This is a genomic window from Desulfonema magnum (assembly GCF_017377395.1).
GTDB lineage: Bacteria > Desulfobacterota > Desulfobacteria > Desulfobacterales > 4be13 > Desulfonema_C > Desulfonema_C magnum.
The window spans coordinates 7,120,088-7,142,383 of the sequence record NZ_CP061800.1; the positions used below are offsets into that span (position 1 = coordinate 7,120,088).

The window sequence follows — 22,296 nt, forward strand, 5'->3', positions numbered from 1 at the left end:
TTTTCGTATCATAACAATAGTTCTAACAGGTTATAAAAAGAATTACACATAAAAAATTAATCTGATTATAAACAATACCGTTCGGCACGATTTTTGCATACATTTGTAACTAACTGAATTCATATATCCGGAAAACTGAAATCCCGAAATGTCCGCCGGGCGTTTTTCGGAAACAATTTCTCCAAAATGCGGAAATGCCGGGCATTTCCGTCCGGCTATGCAAAAATCATGCCGAACGATATTGGATTATAAAATAAAAATATTCAGCAGATCGAAAAATTTTTATTACGGCTGTAAAACCACACCTATCTCATTTTATCATAATTGATTCGTAGTTAATAACTAAGGATAACAGCTATATATCCTGACGAATAAAAATCAGTCCTTATTAAATTTTATCTGTGTGGCGCATGACCGCAACGATTATGACGGGCCGGAGCGTCAGACCTGCGAGGTTTTGAAAACCTCTTTTTAGCGTTTCCTCGTAATAATATAAGTTGCGAGGGCGCGAAGCGGATCAGATTTGCTATCAAAAATATCAAGCGATTGCAACGCATTGTTTATCATATTTTTTGCCGCTTGTTTGGATTTTTCAATTCCCATGACAGAAGGATAGGTACTTTTTTCCCGGATTTTATCCGTTCCGACAGCTTTGCCCAGCACCGCGGGATCCCCTTCAATATTCAGAATATCATCCATGACCTGAAAAGCCAGTCCGATATTTTTTGCATAAATTCTGAGATGTTCAATCTCTCTGGCCGTTCCCCGGCCTAATATGGCCCCGGAAGTTACAGACGCTTCAATCAGCGCGCCAGTTTTCAAGGCATGTATTTTTTCGAGCGCGGCTGAATCAAGTTCAACACCTTCCGAAGCAACATCTCTCATTTGCCCTTCTATCATCCCCTTGTATCCCACAGCGCGTGTAAGGATATTTATCACTTTAAGTAATTTTGATGCGTGATGCCCTGTGCTGTCTGACGAAAGGACCTGAAAGGCCAGCGTGAGCAGGGCATCCCCGGTAAGAATCCCTGTGGCTTCGTCATAAGCAATATGACACGTGGGTTTCCCCCTTCGCAGATCATCATCATCCATGGCAGGCAGATCATCATGAATTAAGGAATAGGTGTGAATCATTTCAATGGCACAGGCCGCTGTCAGAACATCTTCAGCCTTTCCCCCGACAGCCTCGGCCCCGGCAATGCACAGAACAGGTCTGATGCGCTTTCCGCCTGCCATGAGAGAATATCTCATGGCCGCTGATATCCGGGTTGAATCCTGTTTCAGAATTTCATTCAGAGCGTTGTTAATCTGTTTATTTTTTGAAGTAAGATATGAATTCAGGTCAAACATATTTAAAATCCGGTTGATAATTGATAATTGATAACTGATAATTGATAATTATCAAATTTTGGTCTTACTTTTATGCTTCGTTGCAAGACTTGGGCATGACTGTTTGTGGCAAATGATTCGGTTTTGCCAAGGATTTGCGATGGTTCGGAAATCCCGATTTTTTAATCCTTTTCTGATGTGAAAGGCTGTTCAGAAACATTTCCCTCCAGATCCTCCAACAGAATGGTGACCTTTTTTTCTGTTTCATCCAATTTTTCAGAACAAAACTTTGAAAGCTGCATCCCCTCTTCAAATTTTTTCATGGCTTTTTCAAGAGGCAAATCTCCGCTTTCAAGCTCCTGTACGATTTTTTCCAGTTGTTTCATTGCTTTTTCAAATGTCTGTTTTGTCTGTCTGGCCATTATTTGATTTTCCTTCCACGCTGCACGTTAAAATTCCCTTTGCAAGTATCACTTCAAGATTCTGTCCCTTGTTTACCGTTTCCGAATTCGTGACAACCCGGGCATCCGGAATGGTTCTCGTGATGCTGTATCCCCTGGACAGAATTGCGACAGGGCTTAAAGCGTGTAATCTGTCAGCCCGCCAGGAAAGGCGTTCACGTTTTTGGCGTATGCTGTTTATAAACGCTCTGACAAGGCGGGTGCCAAGATCATCTGTTTTCAATCTCAAATCCTGTATTTTTCGGCTGGGATGGGTCAGTTTTTCTGAAATTTCGTTTAAAAGTGAACGCTGGCGCTCAATATATCTGTAAAACCTCATTTTTAAACTCATTGAAAGCCTTATGCATTCCCGTGCAAGATCATCCTTTAACGGAATAACCAGCTCGGCCGCGGCCGAAGGGGTTGAAGCACGAATATCCGCAACAAAATCACAGATGGTAAAATCTGTTTCATGCCCCACAGCCGAAATAATAGGAATTTTTGACGCGAACACAGCTCTTGCCACAATTTCCGAATTAAAAGCATGGAGGTCTTCTAAAGATCCACCGCCTCTGCCAAGGATTGCCACATCCGAATCTTCCCGGCGATTTAAAAGCTCAATACCCGCGACAATTTCCATGTCCGCTCCCTGGCCCTGGACCTTAACTGGTACGATTTCAATATGAACATTTGGAAATCGTCTGTTCACAATCTTTAAAACATCATGAACAACCGCACCGGTAGGTGAGGTGATCACGCTGATTTTTTTAGGTAAAAAAGGTAAATACTTTTTATGTTCTTTATCAAAAAGCCCTTCAGCGGAAAGGCGGGCTTTGAGCTGCTCAAAAGCCACTTGCAGTGCGCCGACTCCCGCAGGTTCCAAATATTCAAGGATAATCTGATAGTTGCCCCGGGGAGCATAGACACTTAGCCTGCCGAGGCCCGTCACATTCATTCCGTCTTCAAGGTCAAATTTTAAATTTCGGTTCTGACCGCGAAACATTACAGCACTTATCTGAGCATTTTCATCCTTTAATGTAAAATAGAAATGCCTGGAAGCCGGCATACGAAAATTGGAAATTTCCCCGAAAATCCAGATAAAAGAAAAATTTTCCTCAAGTAAGGATTTAATATCAGCGGTAAGCTCTGAAACAGTGTAAATTCTTTGTTGCATATTCATATGAAAAGGTGCTAAGTGTTAAATGTCAGCTGTTAAGTGTCAGGTATTAAGCGTCAAGTGTTAAGAAACAATAGAAATTTTTCATACTTTGTTGTGACCCTGGGGTATGACCATTATGAAAAGATTATCATGGTTAAAAATTTCATTCAATCTTTTTTGATTTACATCACCAATTCATTGACTTTTTTTTATGATTATGTGAAAGAGGTATATCATAATAATAGAAAATTGAATATGCCAAATTAGGGTTGAATCCAGTGAAGCTATTTGAAATACGAAATATTTTAAAAGCAGAGATTCTGACAGGAGAGGATCAGCTAAATAAAACATTATTTGCAGGCGGGGGAGCAGACCTGATGGGAGATGTGCTGGCCGCAGTCGCAAAGGAAGCTGTTTTGCTTACAGGACTCACGACTGAGAATGTCATCCAAACTGCTAAAATTGCAGAAGTTGGCGCAATTGTTTTTGTAAGAGGTAAAAGACCAGGCAAAGACGTTATGAGGCTGGCAAGGTCCTATGGCCTGCCCATTCTGCTGACCCGCTATTCATTGTTTGTGGCAAGCGGACGTCTTTATATGAACGGGTTAAGAGGAATTGACGGGTCGTGGTAGTTGGAAACTGGAAACTTGAGACTGGAAATTTGAAACTGGAAATTTGAGACTGGAAATTTGAAACTGGAAATTTGAAACTGGAAACTTGAGACTGGAAATTTGAGACTGGAAATTTGAGACTGGAAACTGGAGACTGGAAACTGGAAATTAAGAATTGAGAACCGGATTCGAGTTTTCGGATTCCGGTTTTCAGTTTTCGGATACCAGTTTTGGCAGCCCTGCACAGATAATTATGAATCAGATTCAGTGTCTTGGCATTCTGAGAACTGAACGGGATTTATCACTATCTTTGCAGCACTATCCCAAATTTCAAATTTCAAATTTCAAATTTCAAGTTTCCAGTTTCCAGTCTCAAGTTTCAAATTTCAAGTTTCAAGTTTCAAATTTCAAATTTCAAATTTTTTATAAATTTTAGGAGTGTCAAGTATGATAGAAGCAATTTGTATGATGGGAGGTTTGGGAATTGTCGTGGGGGTTGGTCTGGCCGCGGCATCAAAAATCTTTTACGTATATGTTGACCCTAAAATAGAGGCGGTCGAAGGAGCGCTTCCGGGGGCCAACTGCGGCGGTTGCGGCTTTCCGGGTTGCAGTGCCAATGCGGAAGCAATTGTGGCTGGCAAAGCTTCCCCGAATTCCTGTGTTGCCGCAGGGCCGGAGGTTGCCGAGGCGATTGCCGCCATACTGGGCGTGGCGATTGAAGCAAAAGAGCCTGACATTGCAAAACCCGGTTGTACTTTTGGGGTGCAGGATGCCGATATAAAATATATTTATAATGGTCTGAGCGACTGCAGGGCAGCTGCTCTCCTCAGCGGCGGCATGAAAGTCTGTTCCGTGGGATGCCTCGGACTTGGCAGTTGTGCAAAAGCATGTCCGTTTGACGCAATTACAATGGGGCCGGAAGGTCTTCCTGTGGTTGATGAAGAAAAATGCACAGGCTGCGGGACTTGCGAGCGGGTGTGTCCGAAACATATTATCAATCTTTCATCCGTCACAAGGCGCATTTTGCGTGAATACACCACAGAAGAATGCACCACCCCCTGTCAGAGAGCCTGTCCTGCGGGAATTAATATACGGGAATATATCCGGCAGATTACGCTGGGGGATTATCACCGTTCTGTTCAGGTGATCAAGGAGCGGAATCCTTTTCCCACAGTTATTGGCAGAATTTGTCCCCGGCCCTGTGAAACAGAATGCAGACGTCAGTTTGTGGATGAACCTGTTGCCATAAACTTCCTGAAACGGTTTGCCGCGGATTTTGAAAAGGAAAGCGGGAAGAGAATCCTGCCTTATAAAGCCCCGGACACAGGTCGAAAACTCGCTGTGATCGGCGGCGGTGTGGAAGGACTGTCGGCTGCTTATTTCACAGCCCGTCTGGGCCATGAACCGACCGTGTTTGAAGCAACTTCAAAACTGGGAGGACTGCTTCGAAGCGCCATTGCAAAAAACCGGCTTTCTGATGAGATCCTGGACTGGGATATCGAGGGTATCCTTGAAATGGGGGTGACAGTTGAAAGTGAAAATACCTTGGGAAAGGATTTCACCATTGATTCGCTTTTGGAACAGGGATTTGAAACCGTTCTTCTGGCCTCGGGGGGATGGGACAGCCGTCTGACCCGCGGGGGAGCGAATATCGTGGAACAAACTGTTCCGGGTACGTTTCTGCTGCTGGACCTTATCAAATCTGATGATAAAATTCCGTACAGAGCTGAATTTGTCATTGTCGGCGGGGAAAAACTTGCCCTTGATGCGGCCGAAAAAATCCGCAAAGACCTTGGTGTGACGAATATAACCATCCTGTTCCGGGAAACACGGGAATACAGTCCTGTGGAAGAGACTGAAATTAAAGCCTTTGAAGAAAAGGGCGGTAAGATTATTTTTAATGTCGGAATCAATCGTCTTTTTGGTGAAGGGGACTGTCTGACCGAACTGGAATATATTGAACTTGATACTTCCGAAAAGAAGATAATTCCTGCGAAAAACCTGTTTATGGCATCCGGACGATTTCCCGAAATGATCTTCACTCGTGATTCAAGACTGGCTGAAACAGAAACCCCTGAGGCTTCTGAAGCGGATAAAACCCCTTCAGGACCTGTCCTTTGGGAAGGCAGACCTCCTTACAAACAGCCTGCGTGCAGTGATGAAATCGGCCTGTTTTCCGAAGGGGATGTGCTGACCGATTACAGTGCCGCTATAAGAGCCATTGCCGCAGGACGACGGGCAGCCGCTTCCATGCATCAGATTATGTACGGACTTCCTTTGGATTTGTCTGAAAATGTGATCAAACCCGGATCCGTTATACAAAATATTGATCATGTTGAAAATGTTCTCCCAAATCCGCGTCAGATCATGCCATTAAGCAGCACAAAAGAACTGGCAGCAGGCGGGGAACTTGAAAAAGGATTTACAGAAGAAATGGCACGGGCCGAAGCCTCAAGGTGTCTCCAATGCGGACTGATCTGTTATGAACGTTCGGAAAACGTAGCAGAAAAAAAAGAAGCAGTGACCGCTTAATCTCGGTAATCATACCTCGGACTTCCGGAGTTTTTTAAGCTTCGGAAGTCTTGATAGTAGGGTGACCCACCGACAAATGATGGGTCTCCGTAAAGGAAAAAGCCGGGTTTCTTTCCGATAATGTTTCATATCTGTCAGGGGAAGAAACCCGGCTTTTTTTCCCGGAATGATGCGTCTCGGAAAAGGAAAAAAGCCGGCTTTCTTTCCGATAATGTCTAATATCTGTCAGGGGAAGAAACCCGGCTTTTTTCCCGAAATGATGCGTCTCGGAAGAAGGAAAAAGCCGGGTTTCTTTCCGATAATGTCTAATATCTGTCAGGGGAAGAAACCCGGCTTTTTTTCCGGAATGATGCGTCTCGGAAAAGGGAAAAAGCCGGGTTTCTTTCCGATAATGTCTAATATCTGTCAGGGGAAGAAACCCGGCTTTTTTCCCGAAATGATGCGTCTCGGAAGAAGGAAAAAGCCGGGTTTCTTTCCGATAATGTTTCATATCTGTCAGGGGAAGAAACCCGGCTTTTTTTTTCGGATGATACTTAATCCTCGTAATTTTGTTCTCTCCTGCCGGACGGCAGAGTACTGTCACAACCCACTTAATTTATGAGAAGTTTGCTCAGAAAAGGTTATAAAGCCTGTCCTTGGCGTATTGCTTACCGCACAGGTTCTGCTGTTTCCCGGAACAAGCCGCTCAATATTCTCCATGATTTTTATATCCCCGTGCTGGAGCGTTCCGTGTGCTATGACCGTATGGGCGGATATTTCGGTCCTGCCTCTTTGGCAGCCGCGTCACAAGGATTTTCCGCTTTTTTCGCCAACAAGGGAAAGGCACGGTTTGTTGTGTATGCAGATAAGAAACCGGAAACTGGAAACCGGAAAATCGAAGACGAACTGAACGCTGAATTGGATCACCCCGGGAGCTGGTCCGAAAATGTCCGAAATGGTGTTCAGCTTTTAGGGAGTCTTGTTCGCGAAGGCATTTTGGACATCCGGGTGGCGTTCCGTATCCATGTCCAAAGCGGAGAATGCCTGTCTGCTGACACTGTCGCGGACGGCTATATCCGTGAAAAGCTGGGTATCTTCACCGATGTTCTCGGAAACCGCATTTATATTTCAGGCGCTCTGAATGAATCCCGGACAGCCCTCGCTGTAAATACCGAAAGTATTGATGTCCACTGTGACTGGAAAGAGGAAACGGAATATCTTCGGGTGCAGGAAGCAGCACAATCGTTTGAGATTCTCTGGAATGACAGAAACCCCGCATTCCGGGTGCGGATACTTCCTGAAGCGGTCCGTAAGCGGCTGGTTAAGATCGCAGACACGGCCAAACATCCCAGGGAGATTGACGGTTCCCGCCCCGTGTTTTCGGAGGTCGCCTCGCCCTCTCCCACGGAACTTTTAGGTTTTGCCTTCATTAAAGACGGTCCGAGGCTTCCCGGTGGACGATTTACAGGAATGGAAACATCACTGGTCGCGCCCTGGCCGCATCAGGAAATTGTGGCAAAGCGTCTGATTTCCACCTGGCCCTTCAGTTATCTGCTTTGCGACGAGGTAGGACTTGGAAAAACCATCGAGGCAGGTCTGGTGATTCGTTCTTTATATCTTTCCGGCCTTGTCAGGCGGGTACTTATCGCAGCACCTGCAAGCCTTACGAAACAATGGCAAAGGGAGATGTCAGGGAAGTTTCTGATGCCCTTCGCATGTGCGCTGGGAGGCATGCCGCCCCGGCATGAAGTTCTCCTGCCGTTTAAATCTCAGGCATCATCAGCATCCCTGTATTCTCCGAACCTCAGCATTATTTCAACGGGGCTGCTTGTGAGACCCGGACACAAAAAAGCGCTTAAACTTGCGGAAAATTTTGACCTGGTTCTTGTGGATGAAGCGCATTACGCGCGGCAGACAAATTCGACCCGGGGATACAGAGCAGCACCCCGGTTTAACAGACTGTATAAAATCATTTCCGAACAACTGCGTGCCAAAACAAAATGCCTGCTTCTGGCGACCGCAACACCTATGCAACTGCATTCCTCAGAAGTCTTTAATCTTATTCGTCTGACTTGGCGGGCAGGGGCGTTTCAGGAGAGTCCGGGACTGGCAAATTTCTATTATGATATTTTAGGCCGACTCATCCGGGGGATGCCCTTGTCTGAAGAAGAATGGTCTTTTTTTCGCAAGGCAATGTCAGATGTGGAAAGGCATGATCCCAATTATTATGCATATCTCCGGGACACGGTGACAGATGGCCGTATTCGCACTTCCGTGCGGCGATGGCTTGAACATCGCCGCACCCCTCGTGACAGAGAACTGAAAGGTATTCAACGGCTTATATTTTCAGGTGCTCCCCTTTCCAGAGTGATGCTCCGGCACAGCCGCTCCCTCTTGGAAATCTATCAGGGAAAGCATCGGCTGAACGCCAATCTCGCGGAGCGGATTATCCTTCCGCTTCCCAAAATAACATTCACAGATCAGGAACAGATCTGTTATGATCAGTTGGAAGCATATTGTCGAAAACTCAGCCATGAGATTATTCACAACGGAGATAAAAAACAACAAATTTCATTGGGATTTTATCTCAGTTTTTTGCGGCTTCGCTTTGCCTCGGGTTTGTTCGCGATCAGGCGGACTCTGGAACGCCGTCAGGACCGGGTTCAGTCCACATTGGAATTTTTATCGGGAAAAAATTTCTTTTTTCGTTCCCGGACATTGGCATGTAAACGAGGAGACCAAGGACAACAGCCAGATATGGAAGATATTCCGGAAGAAAGTGATGATGGCGCGGAAATCGTGGGAAAGCTTCTTCAGCATCGGAATAAAGAAGATCTGATATGGGAATATGAGCATTTATCGTTTATGCTGGATACCTTGTCCGACCTTTCAGGCAGGTCTTCCAAAATGACCGCACTTTTGGGTATTTTGGATAAAAGGAGACTTTCCGGGCCCGGACGCATCCGGCAGACGGTTATTTTCACGCGGTTTTATGATACGCTTACGGATATTGTTGAGAGACTCCGGCGTATTGATCCGAATATGCGTATCAGCACATTTTCAGGACAAGGGGGGCAGATTTCAGACTTTCAAAATTTCAAAGACTCAGGATATCCGGAACTGATTTCCACTGACCGGGAAGAAGTCAGACGCGGGTTTTTAAACAAAGAGACGGATATTCTGGTGTGTACGGACGCGGCCGCCGAGGGACTGAACCTTCAGACCGCGGACCTGCTGATTAATTTTGATCTTCCGTGGAACCCTATGAAGGTTGAACAGCGTATCGGGCGAATTGACCGTATCGGCCAGACCCATGAAAAGGTATATGTTTGTAATTTATGTTATGCAGGTTCTGCCGAAGAAATCGTCTATGGCCGGCTTCTCAGCCGACTTGCCCGGGCAGGTGATATTGTAGGAATCCAACAGATGTCCTTATTACCTGTCACCCGGGATGATTTCAAAAATCTGGCTGAGGGAAAACTCAGCGAGGCTGAATTGGAAAAAAAAGCCAGAAAAGAGGCAAATTTGGTACAAAAGCAGTCTGCACGCAGAGAAATTTCCCCTGAGGAACTTTACCATATTTATCTTCGGCTCAGAAGAAAGAGTACGGAGGACAGAAACACATCCCCCCTCACGCCTGATACGATCTGGAAGGTTCTGTCCGGTTCATCATATTTGCGCGATATCGGGTGTACGGTGTTCTCTGATAAAAGTAAAAAAGCCATAAGTCTCAGAAATATTCCCGGTATTTCGGACGGAACCATTCTGACAACCTCCCGCAGAACCTTTGAATACGGACTGAAAGGCATTAATGGAAAACTTCATTTTGGTTCTTACGGGGATCCTGTGTTTGACGCTGTTCTGAATTATATGTCAGAATCCCACATGCCAGGATGTATCCGACGGCTGGAAACTGAGGTTTCGGAATGCAATGGGCGAATGGCGGCTTATGCGGTCGCGTGTTCTGATTCGGACGGACATGCAAAAACAAAGCTTGTGACAGCTTATGATGATCTTGAGGGCTTGAAAATCAATGAATCAGCCATATTAACGAAAGCAGATATTGGTCCTTTGCAAAAAAAATTAAAAGCACTGGCTCAGGCGGAATTCAGACACATCCGTATTTCAGGACACATTGAATCCCTGAACAAAAAGGCAGCTATCTCACAAACTGTTTTACATTACATGATTATCCGTTCACTGATGCAACTGAGGCAGAAATTCGGAACAGGGGAAGAATTTTTTCAGGCCGAGGTCAGAAGTATTGAGGAGAGATATAAAAACGAAGATTTTCAGCAGATAGCGGACCTTGAAAAGGAAAAAGTTCAGAAACTTCAGGGAGTGCTTTTTGATATTCAGATACCTTATTCGGGAAACAAAGCCATCATAAAAGCGCCTGTATTTTTGATAATGACCGCTTTGGATACTGTGTGCCAGTTGGCGAACCGGATGCGCAGAAAGAAATCTGATCTGCTGACGATTGAAGTATTAAGCCGGATAAATCGTGAAATGAATAAATTGTTAAGCATATTGAGCTGATTTGTGACCGACCAGACATCCGGAGTGCCAAACTGCAAGTTCGGCACTCCCTGTTTCCGGTTTTGACCGCCGATTCTTAGGCTAATGTCAGCACATCGAAAATTACCTTATTGCAATTCCGGCTTTCTGTAATTATATTGTATCTACAATGTCTAAACAATATAAACGGAGGATTGAACAATGCAGACTAAAATTCAGAAATGGGGAAACAGCCTTGCCCTGCGAATACCCAAAGCTTTTGCCCTGAATGTGAATATTGAAAAAGAAACAGTGGTCGAGTTGTCTCTGGACAGCGGGAGAATTGTTATCACACCTGTTTCCGCACCCGGCTATACACTTGAGGAACTCCTGAATGGGGTTTCCGAAAACAGTCTGCACGGAGAGACAGATACCGGTGACGCGGTGGGAGAGGAGGTCTGGTAATGAATTATGTGCCTGACAGGGGGGATGTCGTTTGGATTAACATGAATCCGAGGGCAGGGCATGAGCAGGGAGGAAAACGCCCGGCTCTGGTATTATCGCCAAAAGCGTATAACGGAAAGGTGAGGCTCGCCCTGTTTTGTCCGATAACAACACGGGTGAAGGGCTATCCGTTTGAGGTTGTGATTCCCGAGGGATGTGGTGTGTCCGGCGTAATTCTGTCAGATCAGATAAAAAGTCTTGACTGGCGGGCAAGAAACGCAGACTTGGCCTGCAAACTTCCGGATGAGGTGACGACAGATGTGATGAAAAAGCTGGGTACACTTCTGATTGGGCTGACATGAGGAGAAAATTTTTTATGATGATAACGAATTTAGGGGTGAGGCCGAGACTGGCAAGCCCCGTAGGGGCAGCATGTACAGGGGCTACAAACATGCCGCCCCTACAGGGCTTTACCGGCCTCCCCTAAATCCGTTATCATCAGAAGATTTTTATCATACCAAGGCAAATTAATGGCTTATGTGATAGCATAATACTGGCAAAAAACAAAAAAGGGGATACAGCCTGAACTGTAACCCCCTTGGTTTTTATGGTAGGCACGATTGGATTTGAACCAACGACTTCTACCGTGTCAAGGTAGCGCTCTCCCCCTGAGCTACGCGCCTGTATTTATATAAAATAAAAAACAGCTTTCACAAAAGCCATTCCTCATTTCCTAAAAATAAATTAATATCATCTTTCTTTTTTATTGTCAAGAAAAAAATAACAGCAAATTTGTTCATGGCCGCGCCTTATAGGATATCATCTGAAAACTCATGCAACATTCGTTCTTTTTCAATGAAATCTCATAAACATATCATCAGGATATATCATATCTTCAAAAAATTCCAGTTGGTCATTCTGATCACTCGCTATGGTGCAGCGTAAGCTTAAAGCGCAATATTTTTTACAAACCGGATCATTTATGCTGAAATCACCAAAACATCCTACATGATCATCAAAAACGACTTTGCTTACTGATTTTTTTTTCATTCTGAATCCTTTTTTGCTTCCAATAACGAAAGCATTTCTTTATGAATTTTACCGTTAGTTGCCAGGATTTCCTTTTTGTCAACCGTAAACGGCTTGTTTGAAAAATCCGTTACCATTGCTCCGGCTTCCTTTGCAATCAGCATCCCCGCCGCAGTGTCCCAAGGGTTCAGATTTTGTTCCCAAAACCCGTCAAACCGTCCGCATGCCATAAAACAAAGGTCAAGTGCGGCAGAACCGAGCCTTCGGACTCCCTGAGACGCTTTCAGGCAATTGGAAAAGCGGGCCAGCAAGGAAGGAAATATCTCTTTTAAATTATAAGGGAAACCTGTTACCAGCAAGCTTTCTGAAATTGTTGCTGTGTCTGACACGCTTATGGGTCGGCCATTTAATTCAGCCCCCTTCCCTGTGACGGCGGTAAAAAGTTCTTCGCTCACGGGGTTCAGGACAATACCCGCAACAATGTCTGAATTTAAGGCAAACCCTATGGAAACAGAGAACAGACCGAGTTGATGTGCAAAGTTTGTTGTACCGTCAAGCGGATCAATAATCCACTGATAATCACCTGCACCTTCTTTCAGACCACTTTCCTCAGCCAGGATGGAATGATTTGGAAATGTTGCTCGAATGGTTTCAATGATTAATTTTTCCGAGCCGATATCCGCCTGAGTAACAAGATCAATAGCCCCTTTTTTGTTTACTTCAAGGGAACCGCCAAAATAAGAGCGAAGTACTCCCCCTCCTCTGTAAGCAGCAGCGATACCGACTCTTTTTACAAGTTCCAGATCCATAATTTCAAAATACTATATCTATTTTATTGGGGATGTCAACCCAAATAATTATTTTATGATGGGAGGATCGTGTGAGTATTCGTTTTCATCCTTAATAAAATCAACGGATTTATGCTGACAGTTCAGGACGCTGTTTTGCCATTTAAATTACAGCGGTTTTCCTGCATTTTTTGTTTTGGTATGATAAAATTTCTTCGGCTTAAAGATAAACCATCTAAAAATTCCAGTTTTTTCTACTCTTTTTTCGTCCGATGTTATTCCTTCCCTCCCCCCTTCGACAAGCTCAGGGAACAGCGTGTCCTTCGAATTGCCGGGCTGTTTTCTTCAAGCATCCCTGCGGGACTGAATAAATCGTGTATGCTCGGACCTGCCTCGGAAGACAAAGGGAGAGAATGCTGGCACTGAATCGCTGATACTCGATAATCAAATTTTCTGACCCGGTTCGAACAAAAAATTTGTCATTCCGTTCCACTGAGTTCACGTCGAAGCCTGCGAAAGCAGGAATCTGTTTTTGGCTGATGCGGCACTTCCGGGAACGGTGGATTCCTGCTTTCGCAGGAATGACAAAAAAAACTTGATTATCGAGTGATAGGAAGATCAGAGAATCTGACTCAGAAAGAGTTTGGTTCTGTCATGGACAGGACTGGTGAAGAAATGTTCGGGGGTTCCCTCTTCCACAATAGAACCATGATCCATGAAGATCACCCGGTCTGCCACTTCTTTGGCAAATCCCATCTCATGGGTTACCACCACCATGGTCATCCCCTCTCTGGCAAGGGTTTTCATCACATCAAGCACCTCGCCGATCATTTCAGGATCCAGGGCGGATGTGGGTTCGTCAAAGAGCATCACCTCGGGATCCATGGCCAGGGCACGGGCAATTGCCACCCGCTGCTGCTGTCCCCCGGACAGCTGATCCGGATACGCATTGGCTTTGTCCCTTATTCCCACCTTGTCCAGCAGCGTCATTGCCTTCTGAGCAGCGTCTTCCTGACTTCGTTTGCGCACAACCCGCTGCGCCAGCGTTACGTTGTCAAAAACGGTCTTATGAGGAAAAAGGTTGAAGGACTGAAACACCATGCCCACCTCAGCCCGCACTTTGTTGATATCTGTCTTGGGACTCAGGATATCAACACCTTTTATATAGATATGTCCTCTGTCCGCCATTTCCAGGCGGTTCAGACAGCGGAGAAATGTGCTTTTGCCGGACCCTGAGGGTCCGATAACCACAACAACTTCTCCGGCTTTGATTTTGCTTGAGACATCCACAATGGCCTGAATCTCATGAGGAACGAAAAACGTCTTGTAAATATTACGCACATCAATCACTTGGCTAAATCCTCTGCTTCAGATTAGGAATTTATGACAATTCTTTTCGCTACATGGATTTCCTATAAGGAATTTTCCAAAAAATAGTCTGCCCGAAATGTAGGGTGGGTTTCGCTTCGCTGCACCCACCCTACATGCTACTTTCATATAAACGGCCATGAGCTGACGGTCACAAAGAGGCATGAAAGTTTCTGCAAAAAACCGCTTCGCTTAATTTTTGCACTCCGGACTTTCATATAAACGGCCATGAGCTGACGGTCACAAAGAGGCATGAAAGTTTCTGCAAAAAACCGCTTCGCTTAATTTTTGCACTCCGGACTTTCATATAAACGGCCATGAACTGCCGGTCACAACGAACGATGAAAGTTTTACAGTTTTTCCTAACACTTAACACTTAACACCTGACACTTTCATATAAACTCCCATGTCCTGACGGTCACAACAAAGTATGAAAGTTTTGCAGTTTTTCCTAACACTTAACACTTAACACCTAACACCTGACACTTTCATATAAACGGCCATGATCTGCCGGTCACAACGAAACATGAAAGTCTCTGCAAAAAAACCGCTTCGCTCTGTTTTTGCACTCCGGACTTTCATATAAACGGCCATGATCTGCCGGTCACAACGAATGATGAAAGTTTTGAAGTTTTTCCTAACACTTAACACTTAACACCTGACACTTTCATATAAACGGCCATGAGCTGACGGTCACAACGAATGATGAAAGTCTCTGCAAAAAACCGCTTCGCTCTGTTTTTGCACTCCGGACTTTCATATAAACGGCCATGAACAGTCCGCTCACAACGAAACATGAAAGAACTTTTAACTTCAGTCACTTTATTAACTTCAGTCACTTCGGACACTTTCATATAAAATACAAGAAGCCAGATTTTTTCATAAAATCTGGCTTCTTTCCGTCACGGGCCGGGACACTGGTCAGATGGCTATGGGCTAATCAGAAGTAATCTCTAAAAACTGAGCTAAAATATCTTAGTGAAATTCAGGCACATGAAGTTGCCTTCGGAACGATCCTCAGCACCAAACTCCCATTGGTTCTTTAATGAGATAAAAAGTTTGGCTGAGGGAATGAAAACACTGACTTCGGGACCAATGGCATAAACACTGTCTTTTTCACCATATGCGGCACCTGACTCATCCTCGTCATCGCTCACCTGCCACTGACAATAGCCGGTCAGTCCGATATCCCAAAATTTCTCAAGTGTCTTACCTATGCCCCATTCAAAATGAAAATCATCCCCGGGGGTGACTTCCAGTTCATCTTTCTCCCCATGAATCTCATACCGGGCGAGAATGGAAGCGGACCAGGTCTTTGCAGTATCAAAATAGTAAGTGCCTCCCACTGTTCCCATCCATGTCCACATATCTTTTCCGGGAGAGGCGGGTTCGTCTTTATCATATTGTCCCGTCGGTGCCCATACCCCCATAGCAAAAACAGTGTCATACTGTGAACCATGCCAGGCCAGAACAAATGGTTCAATAAAAATATCGCCAAGGCCGAACTGACTGTCATCAACTCCCAATGCGCCTATCTCAAGATCAATATTGAAAATTGGAACGATAATATTTGACGCAAAATCAGCACCCAAAAACTTCCAATCTGAAACCCATATAAATCTGTGCGCATTGGCAAAGAGCGTCAAATCAAAATCTATGTCTAATTCATCTCCGTCTTTATCCGTGTTCGTGTCAGCGGTGTACAAGACATTATACATTCTGTAGTAAAAACCCGGGGGCGGCAAAGATGCCGCTTTGATTCCTTCGATACCATTGGGATATTCGTTTTCCGCTCCGGCAAAGGCCATGCCAAAGCATATGCCTACAAGACCTAAGGCAATAAGTGTCATACCAATAATTTTTTTCATCTTTTCTCCTCTTTGTTAATTAAAAGCATAGCCCATCACTCTGACCTGCAAAATGAAACTCGGTTTGATACAGCCTCCCCTTAATGCCAATGCTGCTGACTTAAGAAGTTTCAGGCGGATCCGGAGTGCAAAAATTTTATTTTTGCAATTGCGAAAAAGCATTTTTCGCACTCCGGAGAATTTCGCCTGCTCTTAAGTCAGCAGTATTGCCCCTTAATGCTGACCAATGCCAATGCTGCTGACTTAAGAAGTTTCAGGCGGATCCGGAGTGCAAAAATTTTATTTTTGCAATTGCGAAAAAGCATTTTTCGCACTCCGGAGAATTTCGCCTGCTCTTAAGTCAGCAGTATTGCCCCGGTAGTGTTCTAAAACTGGACTTAAACTTTTTAACCCATTGAATCAATTTGGCAAATATCGGGGCAAGTCCAGTTTTAGAACACCACCTATTGCCCCTTAATGCTGACCAATGCCAATGCTGCTGACTTAAGAAGTTTCAGGCGGATCCGGAGTGCAAAAATTTTATTTTTGCAATTGCGAAAAAGCATTTTTCGCACTCCGGAGAATTTCGCCTGCTCTTAAGTCAGCAGTATTGCCCCTTAATGCTGACCAATGCCAATGCTGCTGACTTAAGAAGTTTCAGGCGGATCCGGTGTGCAAAAATTTTATTTTTGCAATTGCGAAAAAGCATTTTTCGCACTCCGGAGAATTTCGCCTGCTCTTAAGTCAGCAGTATTGCCCCTTAATGCTGACCAATGCCAATGCTGCTGACTTAAGAAGTTTCAGGCGGATCCGGAGTGCAAAAATTTTATTTTTGCAATTGCGAAAAAGCATTTTTCGCACTCCGGAGAATTTCGCCTGCTCTTAAGTCAGCAGTATTGCCCCTTAATGCTGACCAATGCCAATGCTGCTGACTTAAGAAGTTTCAGGCGGATCCGGTGTGCAAAAATTTTATTTTTGCAATTGCGAAAAAGCATTTTTCGCACTCCGGAGAATTTCGCCTGCTCTTAAGTCAGCAGTATTGCCCCTTAATGCTGACCAATGCCAATGCTGCTGACTTAAGAAGTTTCAGGCGGATCCGGTGTGCAAAAATTTTATTTTTGCAATTGCGAAAAAGCATTTTTCGCACTCCGGAGAATTTCGCCTGCTCTTAAGTCAGCAGTATCGCCCCTTAATGCTGACAAATGCCAATGCTGCTGACTTAAGAAATTTCGGGCGGATCCGGAGTGCAAAAATTTTATTTTTGCAATTGCGAAAAAGCATTTTTCGCACTCCGGAGAATTTCGCCTGCTCTTAAGTCAGCAGTATTGCCCCTTAATACTGACTTCCGCAATTACGAAGCAGATTTATGGGCGTGTGCCAAACTCAGTAGATCGAAAAGTTTTCGGGCTGTCGCGGGACAGACACGGCGAACGGGGAAGAAACCCGGCTTTTTCCGGCGGGGGGAGCCTTCTGTCCGGGGGAAAAAAAGCCGGGTTTCTCTGCCATGCCGCACACAGTCCGGAAACTTTTCGATCTACTGAAACTGTAAGTTTAGCACTCCTCCTTATATATTTCCCCTGCGAAGGGCGGAAAAACCCGGCTTTTTCCTGCGAGGGAGAGAGAGCATCATCCCGGGAAAAAACCCGGGTTTATTTTCCGGTATGCCAAACTGTAAGTTTGGCACTCCTCCTTAATATTAAGGCTGCCAATCATCATATGGGAGATCAATAGTTCCCATTATCTTCTGATATCTGCCGCTTTTCCGTAATTTGTTTATGGCTGATGTCAGAATTTTATCTGTTTCGCCCCCTCTTCCTCCTTTTGGCAGCACAATTTTGACTTCAAACCTTTTATATAACTTTCTTCTGATATTTTTAAAATTATATTTTTTTATGAGCGGGTCACAGGCTGTATCAGCAAAAATAAAACCATCTGTTCTTCCCATATCAGCCTTTATCAGACTGTTCTTAATCTTTGAAGACGGATGAACAGGAAAATCAAAATATCGCACATGGGCCAGATCCGTCTCTATGTAATAATTTTTAAGATGCGCTTTATTAATTGCTTTGTTTTTATTTGAATACAGAACAAAATTGACATGGAAAATCGTTTCAGTAGAATAGTCATAATCCAGGGTTTCTTCTCTGAGAGCAGGGTTTTTTATCAGCGGCAGATGAAAATCCGCCTTACCGCTTGTGACATAATATACAGACCTTTTGAAGGGAACCACCCTGATATCTGTTTTGTGACCGGATACCTCAGCTATGGCTTTCACCAAATCTACTAAAACGCCTTTGTCCTTACTTTCAGCATGTATCGGCATCTGTGCAATGCTCGCTTTGAGATCTTTTGCCGATGCTGTCACTCCGATAATCATACATAGTATTGCAGGCAACAAAATTATTATTCTGATAAAAATAAGCATATAAACCCCCTCTGATTTCATCCTTTGTTGATTTTAGACGTTTCAAGTTCAGCAGACGTATTTTTGATTCGCTGATATGGTAAATTCAGGGGAACCCTGCCTGGCCTCATGTTTTGTTGTCTGCTCCCGATCAGACTTGCCAATTTTTCAACAATGCCCTGCATCTGAGCAGCCTGCGCTTTCATTTCCTCAGAAGTGCCGGCCGATTCTTCCGCATTTGCCGCATTCTGCTGGGTTATTTTATCTATGTCAAGAACGGCGATGTTAATTTGTCCGACTTCTTCGGCCTGATCATCAGAGGCCAGAGATATTTCCCCGACCAACGCTTTTATCTTTGAAACGCCCTCCGCAGACCGGGTAAAAGCGCTCTGGGTCTTTTTCAGACGCCCTAATGCATTATTGATTTCTCCTCTTGTTTCTTCGATCCTGCCGGCAGTATTCTCCGCTGATGTCGCAGCTCTTATAGCCAGATTTCTCACCTCATCTGCCACAATTGCAAATCCGGCTCCGGCTTCACCAGCCCTGACAGCTTCAACCCCTGCGTTCAGGGCCAGCAAATTGGTCTGAAATGAAATATCCTCAATTATACTGAGGATTTTATGAGCCTCCTCGCTCTTATCTGATATTTGTTTCATGGAGAATGTAAGTTCGGACATGGCTCGGTTAGCGTCATCCATATCCTTTTTCAGACCGCTGACAATATGATTTGCCTGGTTTGCGTTTTCAGCATTTGTCCTGGTTTTGGCTGATATTTCCTCCAATGAGGCGGAGGTCTCTTCAAGGGAGGATGCCTGTTTCGATGATTCATCAGCCAGAGACTGACTATCTGAAGAAAGTGCTTCCGATACAAAAACCATTTGCCTGCTCACTTCTTCAAGATCAGTGACAGCCCGATTGATCACCTTAAAAACATTATTTGTTATCAGCCAGGGAACGAGAGAAAGCAGCATAATACCCGACAGTCCCAGTAAAAAAGATATGTTCCTCATATGTTTTACCGCTTCGAGAACTTCATTTGCCGGAGTAGCTGCAACCAAAAGCCATCCTTTTTTATCGTAAGTCGCCAAATAGGCGATTTTGTGGGTTCCTTGAAAATCATAAACAAACTGACCTGTTTTTTGCGCCAGCATTTTCTCCCCAAAGTCGTAATTATAAATGCTGTTTTTCAGGATAAATTTTTTGTTCGGGTGTGCCACAATATTTCCCTTCGAATCTGTCAGATATAAGTAACCTGTTTTGCCAATAGTGACTTTGCTGAGGAAAATATCGGAGAACACGGCCAGATCAACGGATATTCCGATAATCCCGACAAATCCTCCTTCAGAGATTACGGGAGCAGTGGTCAGGAATATGGATTTGTCCGTGACAGGCGATATGATGACATCACTCGTCCAGACCTCACCTTGTCTGGCTTTTTCCACATTTAGCTGAATACCGGAAATTTCGAGCATATCAACACCGATCTGCTCACCCTTTATGGTATCCATGAACAGTTTTCCATTGGTGTCAGCTAAGAAAAGATTTTCATAAAACGGAGAAATTTTATGGTATTTCATCAGCCTGGTCAGGGCTTCCTGCATACGCTGTCCTTTGCATGCAGCCTGAAATATGCCGTTTTCACTAAAAAAAATTGCTCTTCTTTCATGCTCATTTATCCAAATTTCCAATTCGTCAACAGCCATATGGGTAATGGTCTTCATGTTTTTATTTTGCCAAAAAATGATGCCATCTGATGCTATCAGGTAAGACACAATTGCCGAGGTACTGACGAAAATAATCGCTATGGGAATAATCGTAACCAGTAGTTTATTTTGAAAATTCATTTTTTTCCCCTAACTTTTCTCTGACGGAATATTTAAAGCAGCAGACTCTGTTTAAAGGGTCGCCCTCTTTCTCGCCTGCAGCATTTGGTAATACTCATAGGTCTTTCGTATTCCGTCCACAAATGGCGTGTATTCAAATTTTAAAATACGTTGAATCTTATCGCCGGAATATACAAGATGGCTGTCCGGGGGAAAAGGCAGGGGGATAGCATTCTCATTCATCTCAGCAATGCTCATCCTCATGGTCTTCAGCTTTTTTCCGCTGAGTTCTTCAAGCAGCTCAATCCATCTTTCATATGAAATCAGTTCTTTGCCGGAGATGTTAAATGCCTCGTTAAAAACATTCTCATTTCCAAGACATCTGAGAATAATTTTTGCCACATCCTCCACCCATGTGAAACTGAAAAGAGCGAGCGCATTATTCGGTATGATGATCGGTTTGTTATTTCTTAAAAGATCAAAAAAATAGGATTCTCTGGGAGCATAATTGTATTTTCCGTAGATAATTGCAGGGCGCAGACATGTCCAAGTGATGCCCTTAGCTTTGCATTCTTTCTCAAGTTTGCATTCCGCAAGCCACTTGTTCATCCCGTAATCTGCATACGGGCCTAATTCCGGATGAAGCGTCAGAACCTTCGGCGCGTCTTCTTTAATGGGCAGATCAAAACGGTTCTCATAAATCGAGGTGGTGCTGATAAAGATATAATGGGACAAAGTTCCCGGAAGGGATCGGAGCATTTTTTCGATATGATCAGGCGTATATCCGCAAAAATCAATCAGGGCGTGCCATTCTTTCTCCGGTATTGTTTTTCTTATCTGATCTTCGTCTTCCCTGTCTCCGACAAGTTCTGTAACCTCTTTCCATCCCAGAGGAATATTTCCCCGATTATAAACAAACACATTATAGTCTTTTGTTTTTAAGAGTTCTTCAACAAAAACTCTTCCTGCGAAATAGCTTCCCCCGATAATCAATATATTTTTCAACGTCCGGTCTCCCTCATTTCACAAATCACAAATTACAAATTACAAATTACAAATTACCCAATCCAGACATCCCGCTGTCGTAAATTTTTATCCCTGATTTTTGCATGAACAACCGGCCCGTGATCAAGGAGAAAATCGCTGGCTGAGTCACTCAGCCTTTCCTGATGAAGCATTCTTATGACGGCTGCGCTTATCTCTTCGATAATGTCATTTTTTGTTTCATAGTTATGAGAAGCTGCCATATCGTCAATTTTCTGATGCAGAAATTTTCCGAGGAGGGGAAGCTCACAGAGGGCATGATGGCTCCATTTATAATAAGGCATATATTGCCTGTTCAGGAGAAAGACCAGAGACATGATATCTGTGCAGAACTGGGTTTCCGCATATTGGGCCGCATAATATGCTTTTCGTCGGACAGACCGCATATAATTATACTGACCGGACTGGGCAGCCGTCATACATCTCGCGGCAATCTTTACCAGTCTGATATCTTCAGGATAGAAACCGAGCAATTCCTTTCTGATTTGGGAGAACTGTCCCGGGGGATCATAAAACACCCTGCCGTTGGTACATGATGAAAGGTAAGCTTCAGGAAGGCAAAGCCATTGTTCCGGGGTTTTTGGCGCATGCGGAAGCCCGATGAATTTTCTGTAAAACGTGCCGATTTCAAACACACCGACTCTTCCTTTGCCCCACGGACTGGCGATTCGCTCACATCCGTTAAAATATTTGGGGAGTCGCTGATATTCAAGGTGAAGCGCGTGGCCTATGATTTCAAAATCCGCCTTATTGAGCCAGAGACAGAAGCAAGGTCCCCAGTCGTGATCTCTTGAAATCCCGTCGTCAAATCCGTAGCACTCGGACCCGTCTCCCACAAGGCCCGCTGCAATACGATCCTGATATTGAGGGAACTTCTCTTTTATCATCCTCGCGCCGTATTTTCTGTAATAGCTTTCAGCCAGTTCCAATCCTTTCATCACCACGCATCCTCAGATTTATTCGTATTCCAGCACATAAACACTGTCTGTTCCCAAATAGTTC

16 protein-coding genes and 1 tRNA gene are annotated in these 22,296 nt (G+C 44.4%); 5 read left to right on the forward strand and 12 right to left on the reverse strand.

Features of this window, described 5'->3' with window-relative positions; genetic code table 11:
• Nucleotides 1-471 precede the first annotated feature (471 nt).
• The 3 genes from dnm_RS27270 to xseA all read right to left on the reverse strand — a co-directional run bounded on the left by dnm_RS27270 (nucleotide 472) and on the right by xseA (nucleotide 2,949).
• Nucleotides 472-1,350, reverse strand: coding sequence for a polyprenyl synthetase family protein (locus dnm_RS27270; RefSeq protein WP_207680038.1), 879 nt, complete (start codon nucleotides 1,348-1,350; stop codon nucleotides 472-474).
• 161 nt (nucleotides 1,351-1,511) lie between these two features.
• Nucleotides 1,512-1,751, reverse strand: coding sequence for an exodeoxyribonuclease VII small subunit (gene xseB / locus dnm_RS27275; RefSeq protein WP_207680039.1), 240 nt, complete (start codon nucleotides 1,749-1,751; stop codon nucleotides 1,512-1,514).
• Complete coding sequence (xseA, locus tag dnm_RS27280; RefSeq protein ID WP_207680040.1) at nucleotides 1,723-2,949, reverse strand: exodeoxyribonuclease VII large subunit; 1,227 nt, start codon at nucleotides 2,947-2,949, stop codon at nucleotides 1,723-1,725. The genes xseB and xseA overlap by 29 nt, the downstream gene beginning before the upstream one ends.
• A 257-nt stretch (nucleotides 2,950-3,206) precedes the next feature.
• Here xseA and dnm_RS27285 point away from each other — a divergent pair, with 257 nt between their 5' ends.
• The 5 genes from dnm_RS27285 (at nucleotide 3,207) to mazF (ending at nucleotide 11,353) form a co-directional block, all read left to right on the forward strand.
• The gene (locus dnm_RS27285) at nucleotides 3,207-3,560 is read left to right on the forward strand and encodes a DRTGG domain-containing protein (RefSeq protein ID WP_207680041.1); all 354 of its coding nucleotides are present in this window, start codon (nucleotides 3,207-3,209) and stop codon (nucleotides 3,558-3,560) included.
• A gap of 426 nt (nucleotides 3,561-3,986) precedes the next feature.
• The gene (locus tag dnm_RS27290; protein WP_207680042.1) at nucleotides 3,987-6,071 is read left to right on the forward strand and encodes an FAD-dependent oxidoreductase; all 2,085 of its coding nucleotides are present in this window, start codon (nucleotides 3,987-3,989) and stop codon (nucleotides 6,069-6,071) included.
• Nucleotides 6,072-6,677: 606 nt separating this feature from the next.
• Nucleotides 6,678-10,589, forward strand: a complete 3,912-nt coding sequence (locus dnm_RS27295; protein ID WP_207680043.1) for a helicase-related protein — start codon at nucleotides 6,678-6,680, stop codon at nucleotides 10,587-10,589.
• Between the two features lie 180 nt (nucleotides 10,590-10,769).
• Entirely contained in the window at nucleotides 10,770-11,012 is a 243-nt protein-coding gene (locus dnm_RS27300) for an AbrB/MazE/SpoVT family DNA-binding domain-containing protein (protein ID WP_207680044.1), read from the forward strand.
• On the forward strand, nucleotides 11,012-11,353 hold the full coding sequence (gene mazF, locus dnm_RS27305; RefSeq protein ID WP_207680045.1) for an endoribonuclease MazF: 342 nt from the start codon (nucleotides 11,012-11,014) through the stop codon (nucleotides 11,351-11,353). The genes dnm_RS27300 and mazF overlap by 1 nt, the downstream gene beginning before the upstream one ends.
• A gap of 246 nt (nucleotides 11,354-11,599) precedes the next feature.
• Here the strand turns inward: mazF and dnm_RS27310 are convergent.
• The 9 genes from dnm_RS27310 to dnm_RS27350 form a co-directional block, all read right to left on the reverse strand.
• Nucleotides 11,600-11,674, reverse strand: a tRNA-Val gene (locus dnm_RS27310).
• 169 nt (nucleotides 11,675-11,843) lie between these two features.
• The gene (locus dnm_RS27315) at nucleotides 11,844-12,041 is read right to left on the reverse strand and encodes a hypothetical protein (protein WP_207680046.1); all 198 of its coding nucleotides are present in this window, start codon (nucleotides 12,039-12,041) and stop codon (nucleotides 11,844-11,846) included.
• Nucleotides 12,038-12,829: an inositol monophosphatase family protein gene (locus dnm_RS27320; protein WP_207680047.1), complete on the reverse strand. Its 792-nt coding sequence runs from the start codon at nucleotides 12,827-12,829 to the stop codon at nucleotides 12,038-12,040. Before dnm_RS27320 ends, dnm_RS27315 begins: the two co-directional genes overlap by 4 nt.
• Before the next feature lie 597 nt (nucleotides 12,830-13,426).
• Nucleotides 13,427-14,158, reverse strand: a complete 732-nt coding sequence (locus dnm_RS27325; RefSeq protein ID WP_207680048.1) for an amino acid ABC transporter ATP-binding protein — start codon at nucleotides 14,156-14,158, stop codon at nucleotides 13,427-13,429.
• Nucleotides 14,159-15,141: 983 nt separating this feature from the next.
• Nucleotides 15,142-16,044 (reverse strand): SphA family protein, encoded by a 903-nt coding sequence (locus dnm_RS27330; protein WP_207680049.1) that lies wholly within the window; start codon nucleotides 16,042-16,044, stop codon nucleotides 15,142-15,144.
• 1,675 nt (nucleotides 16,045-17,719) lie between these two features.
• Nucleotides 17,720-18,448 (reverse strand): substrate-binding periplasmic protein, encoded by a 729-nt coding sequence (locus tag dnm_RS27335; RefSeq protein WP_207680050.1) that lies wholly within the window; start codon nucleotides 18,446-18,448, stop codon nucleotides 17,720-17,722.
• Between the two features lie 17 nt (nucleotides 18,449-18,465).
• Nucleotides 18,466-20,271: a methyl-accepting chemotaxis protein gene (locus dnm_RS27340; RefSeq protein ID WP_207680051.1), complete on the reverse strand. Its 1,806-nt coding sequence runs from the start codon at nucleotides 20,269-20,271 to the stop codon at nucleotides 18,466-18,468.
• Between the two features lie 51 nt (nucleotides 20,272-20,322).
• Entirely contained in the window at nucleotides 20,323-21,255 is a 933-nt protein-coding gene (locus dnm_RS27345) for an NAD-dependent epimerase/dehydratase family protein (protein ID WP_207680052.1), read from the reverse strand.
• A gap of 53 nt (nucleotides 21,256-21,308) precedes the next feature.
• Complete coding sequence (locus dnm_RS27350) at nucleotides 21,309-22,232, reverse strand: DUF4037 domain-containing protein (protein WP_207680053.1); 924 nt, start codon at nucleotides 22,230-22,232, stop codon at nucleotides 21,309-21,311.
• Between the last annotated feature and the right edge of the window lie 64 nt (nucleotides 22,233-22,296).

Coding starts and splice junctions, on each gene's coding strand:
- dnm_RS27270 (WP_207680038.1), bottom strand. CDS start 1,350: ATGTTTGACCTGAATTCATATCTTACTTCAAAAAATAAACAGATTAAC.
- xseB (WP_207680039.1), bottom strand. CDS start 1,751: ATGGCCAGACAGACAAAACAGACATTTGAAAAAGCAATGAAACAACTG.
- xseA (WP_207680040.1), bottom strand. CDS start 2,949: ATGAATATGCAACAAAGAATTTACACTGTTTCAGAGCTTACCGCTGAT.
- dnm_RS27290 (WP_207680042.1), top strand. CDS start 3,987: ATGATAGAAGCAATTTGTATGATGGGAGGTTTGGGAATTGTCGTGGGG.
- dnm_RS27300 (WP_207680044.1), top strand. CDS start 10,770: ATGCAGACTAAAATTCAGAAATGGGGAAACAGCCTTGCCCTGCGAATA.
- mazF (WP_207680045.1), top strand. CDS start 11,012: ATGAATTATGTGCCTGACAGGGGGGATGTCGTTTGGATTAACATGAAT.
- dnm_RS27315 (WP_207680046.1), bottom strand. CDS start 12,041: ATGAAAAAAAAATCAGTAAGCAAAGTCGTTTTTGATGATCATGTAGGA.
- dnm_RS27320 (WP_207680047.1), bottom strand. CDS start 12,829: ATGGATCTGGAACTTGTAAAAAGAGTCGGTATCGCTGCTGCTTACAGA.
- dnm_RS27330 (WP_207680049.1), bottom strand. CDS start 16,044: ATGAAAAAAATTATTGGTATGACACTTATTGCCTTAGGTCTTGTAGGC.
- dnm_RS27335 (WP_207680050.1), bottom strand. CDS start 18,448: ATGCTTATTTTTATCAGAATAATAATTTTGTTGCCTGCAATACTATGT.
- dnm_RS27340 (WP_207680051.1), bottom strand. CDS start 20,271: ATGAATTTTCAAAATAAACTACTGGTTACGATTATTCCCATAGCGATT.
- dnm_RS27350 (WP_207680053.1), bottom strand. CDS start 22,232: ATGAAAGGATTGGAACTGGCTGAAAGCTATTACAGAAAATACGGCGCG.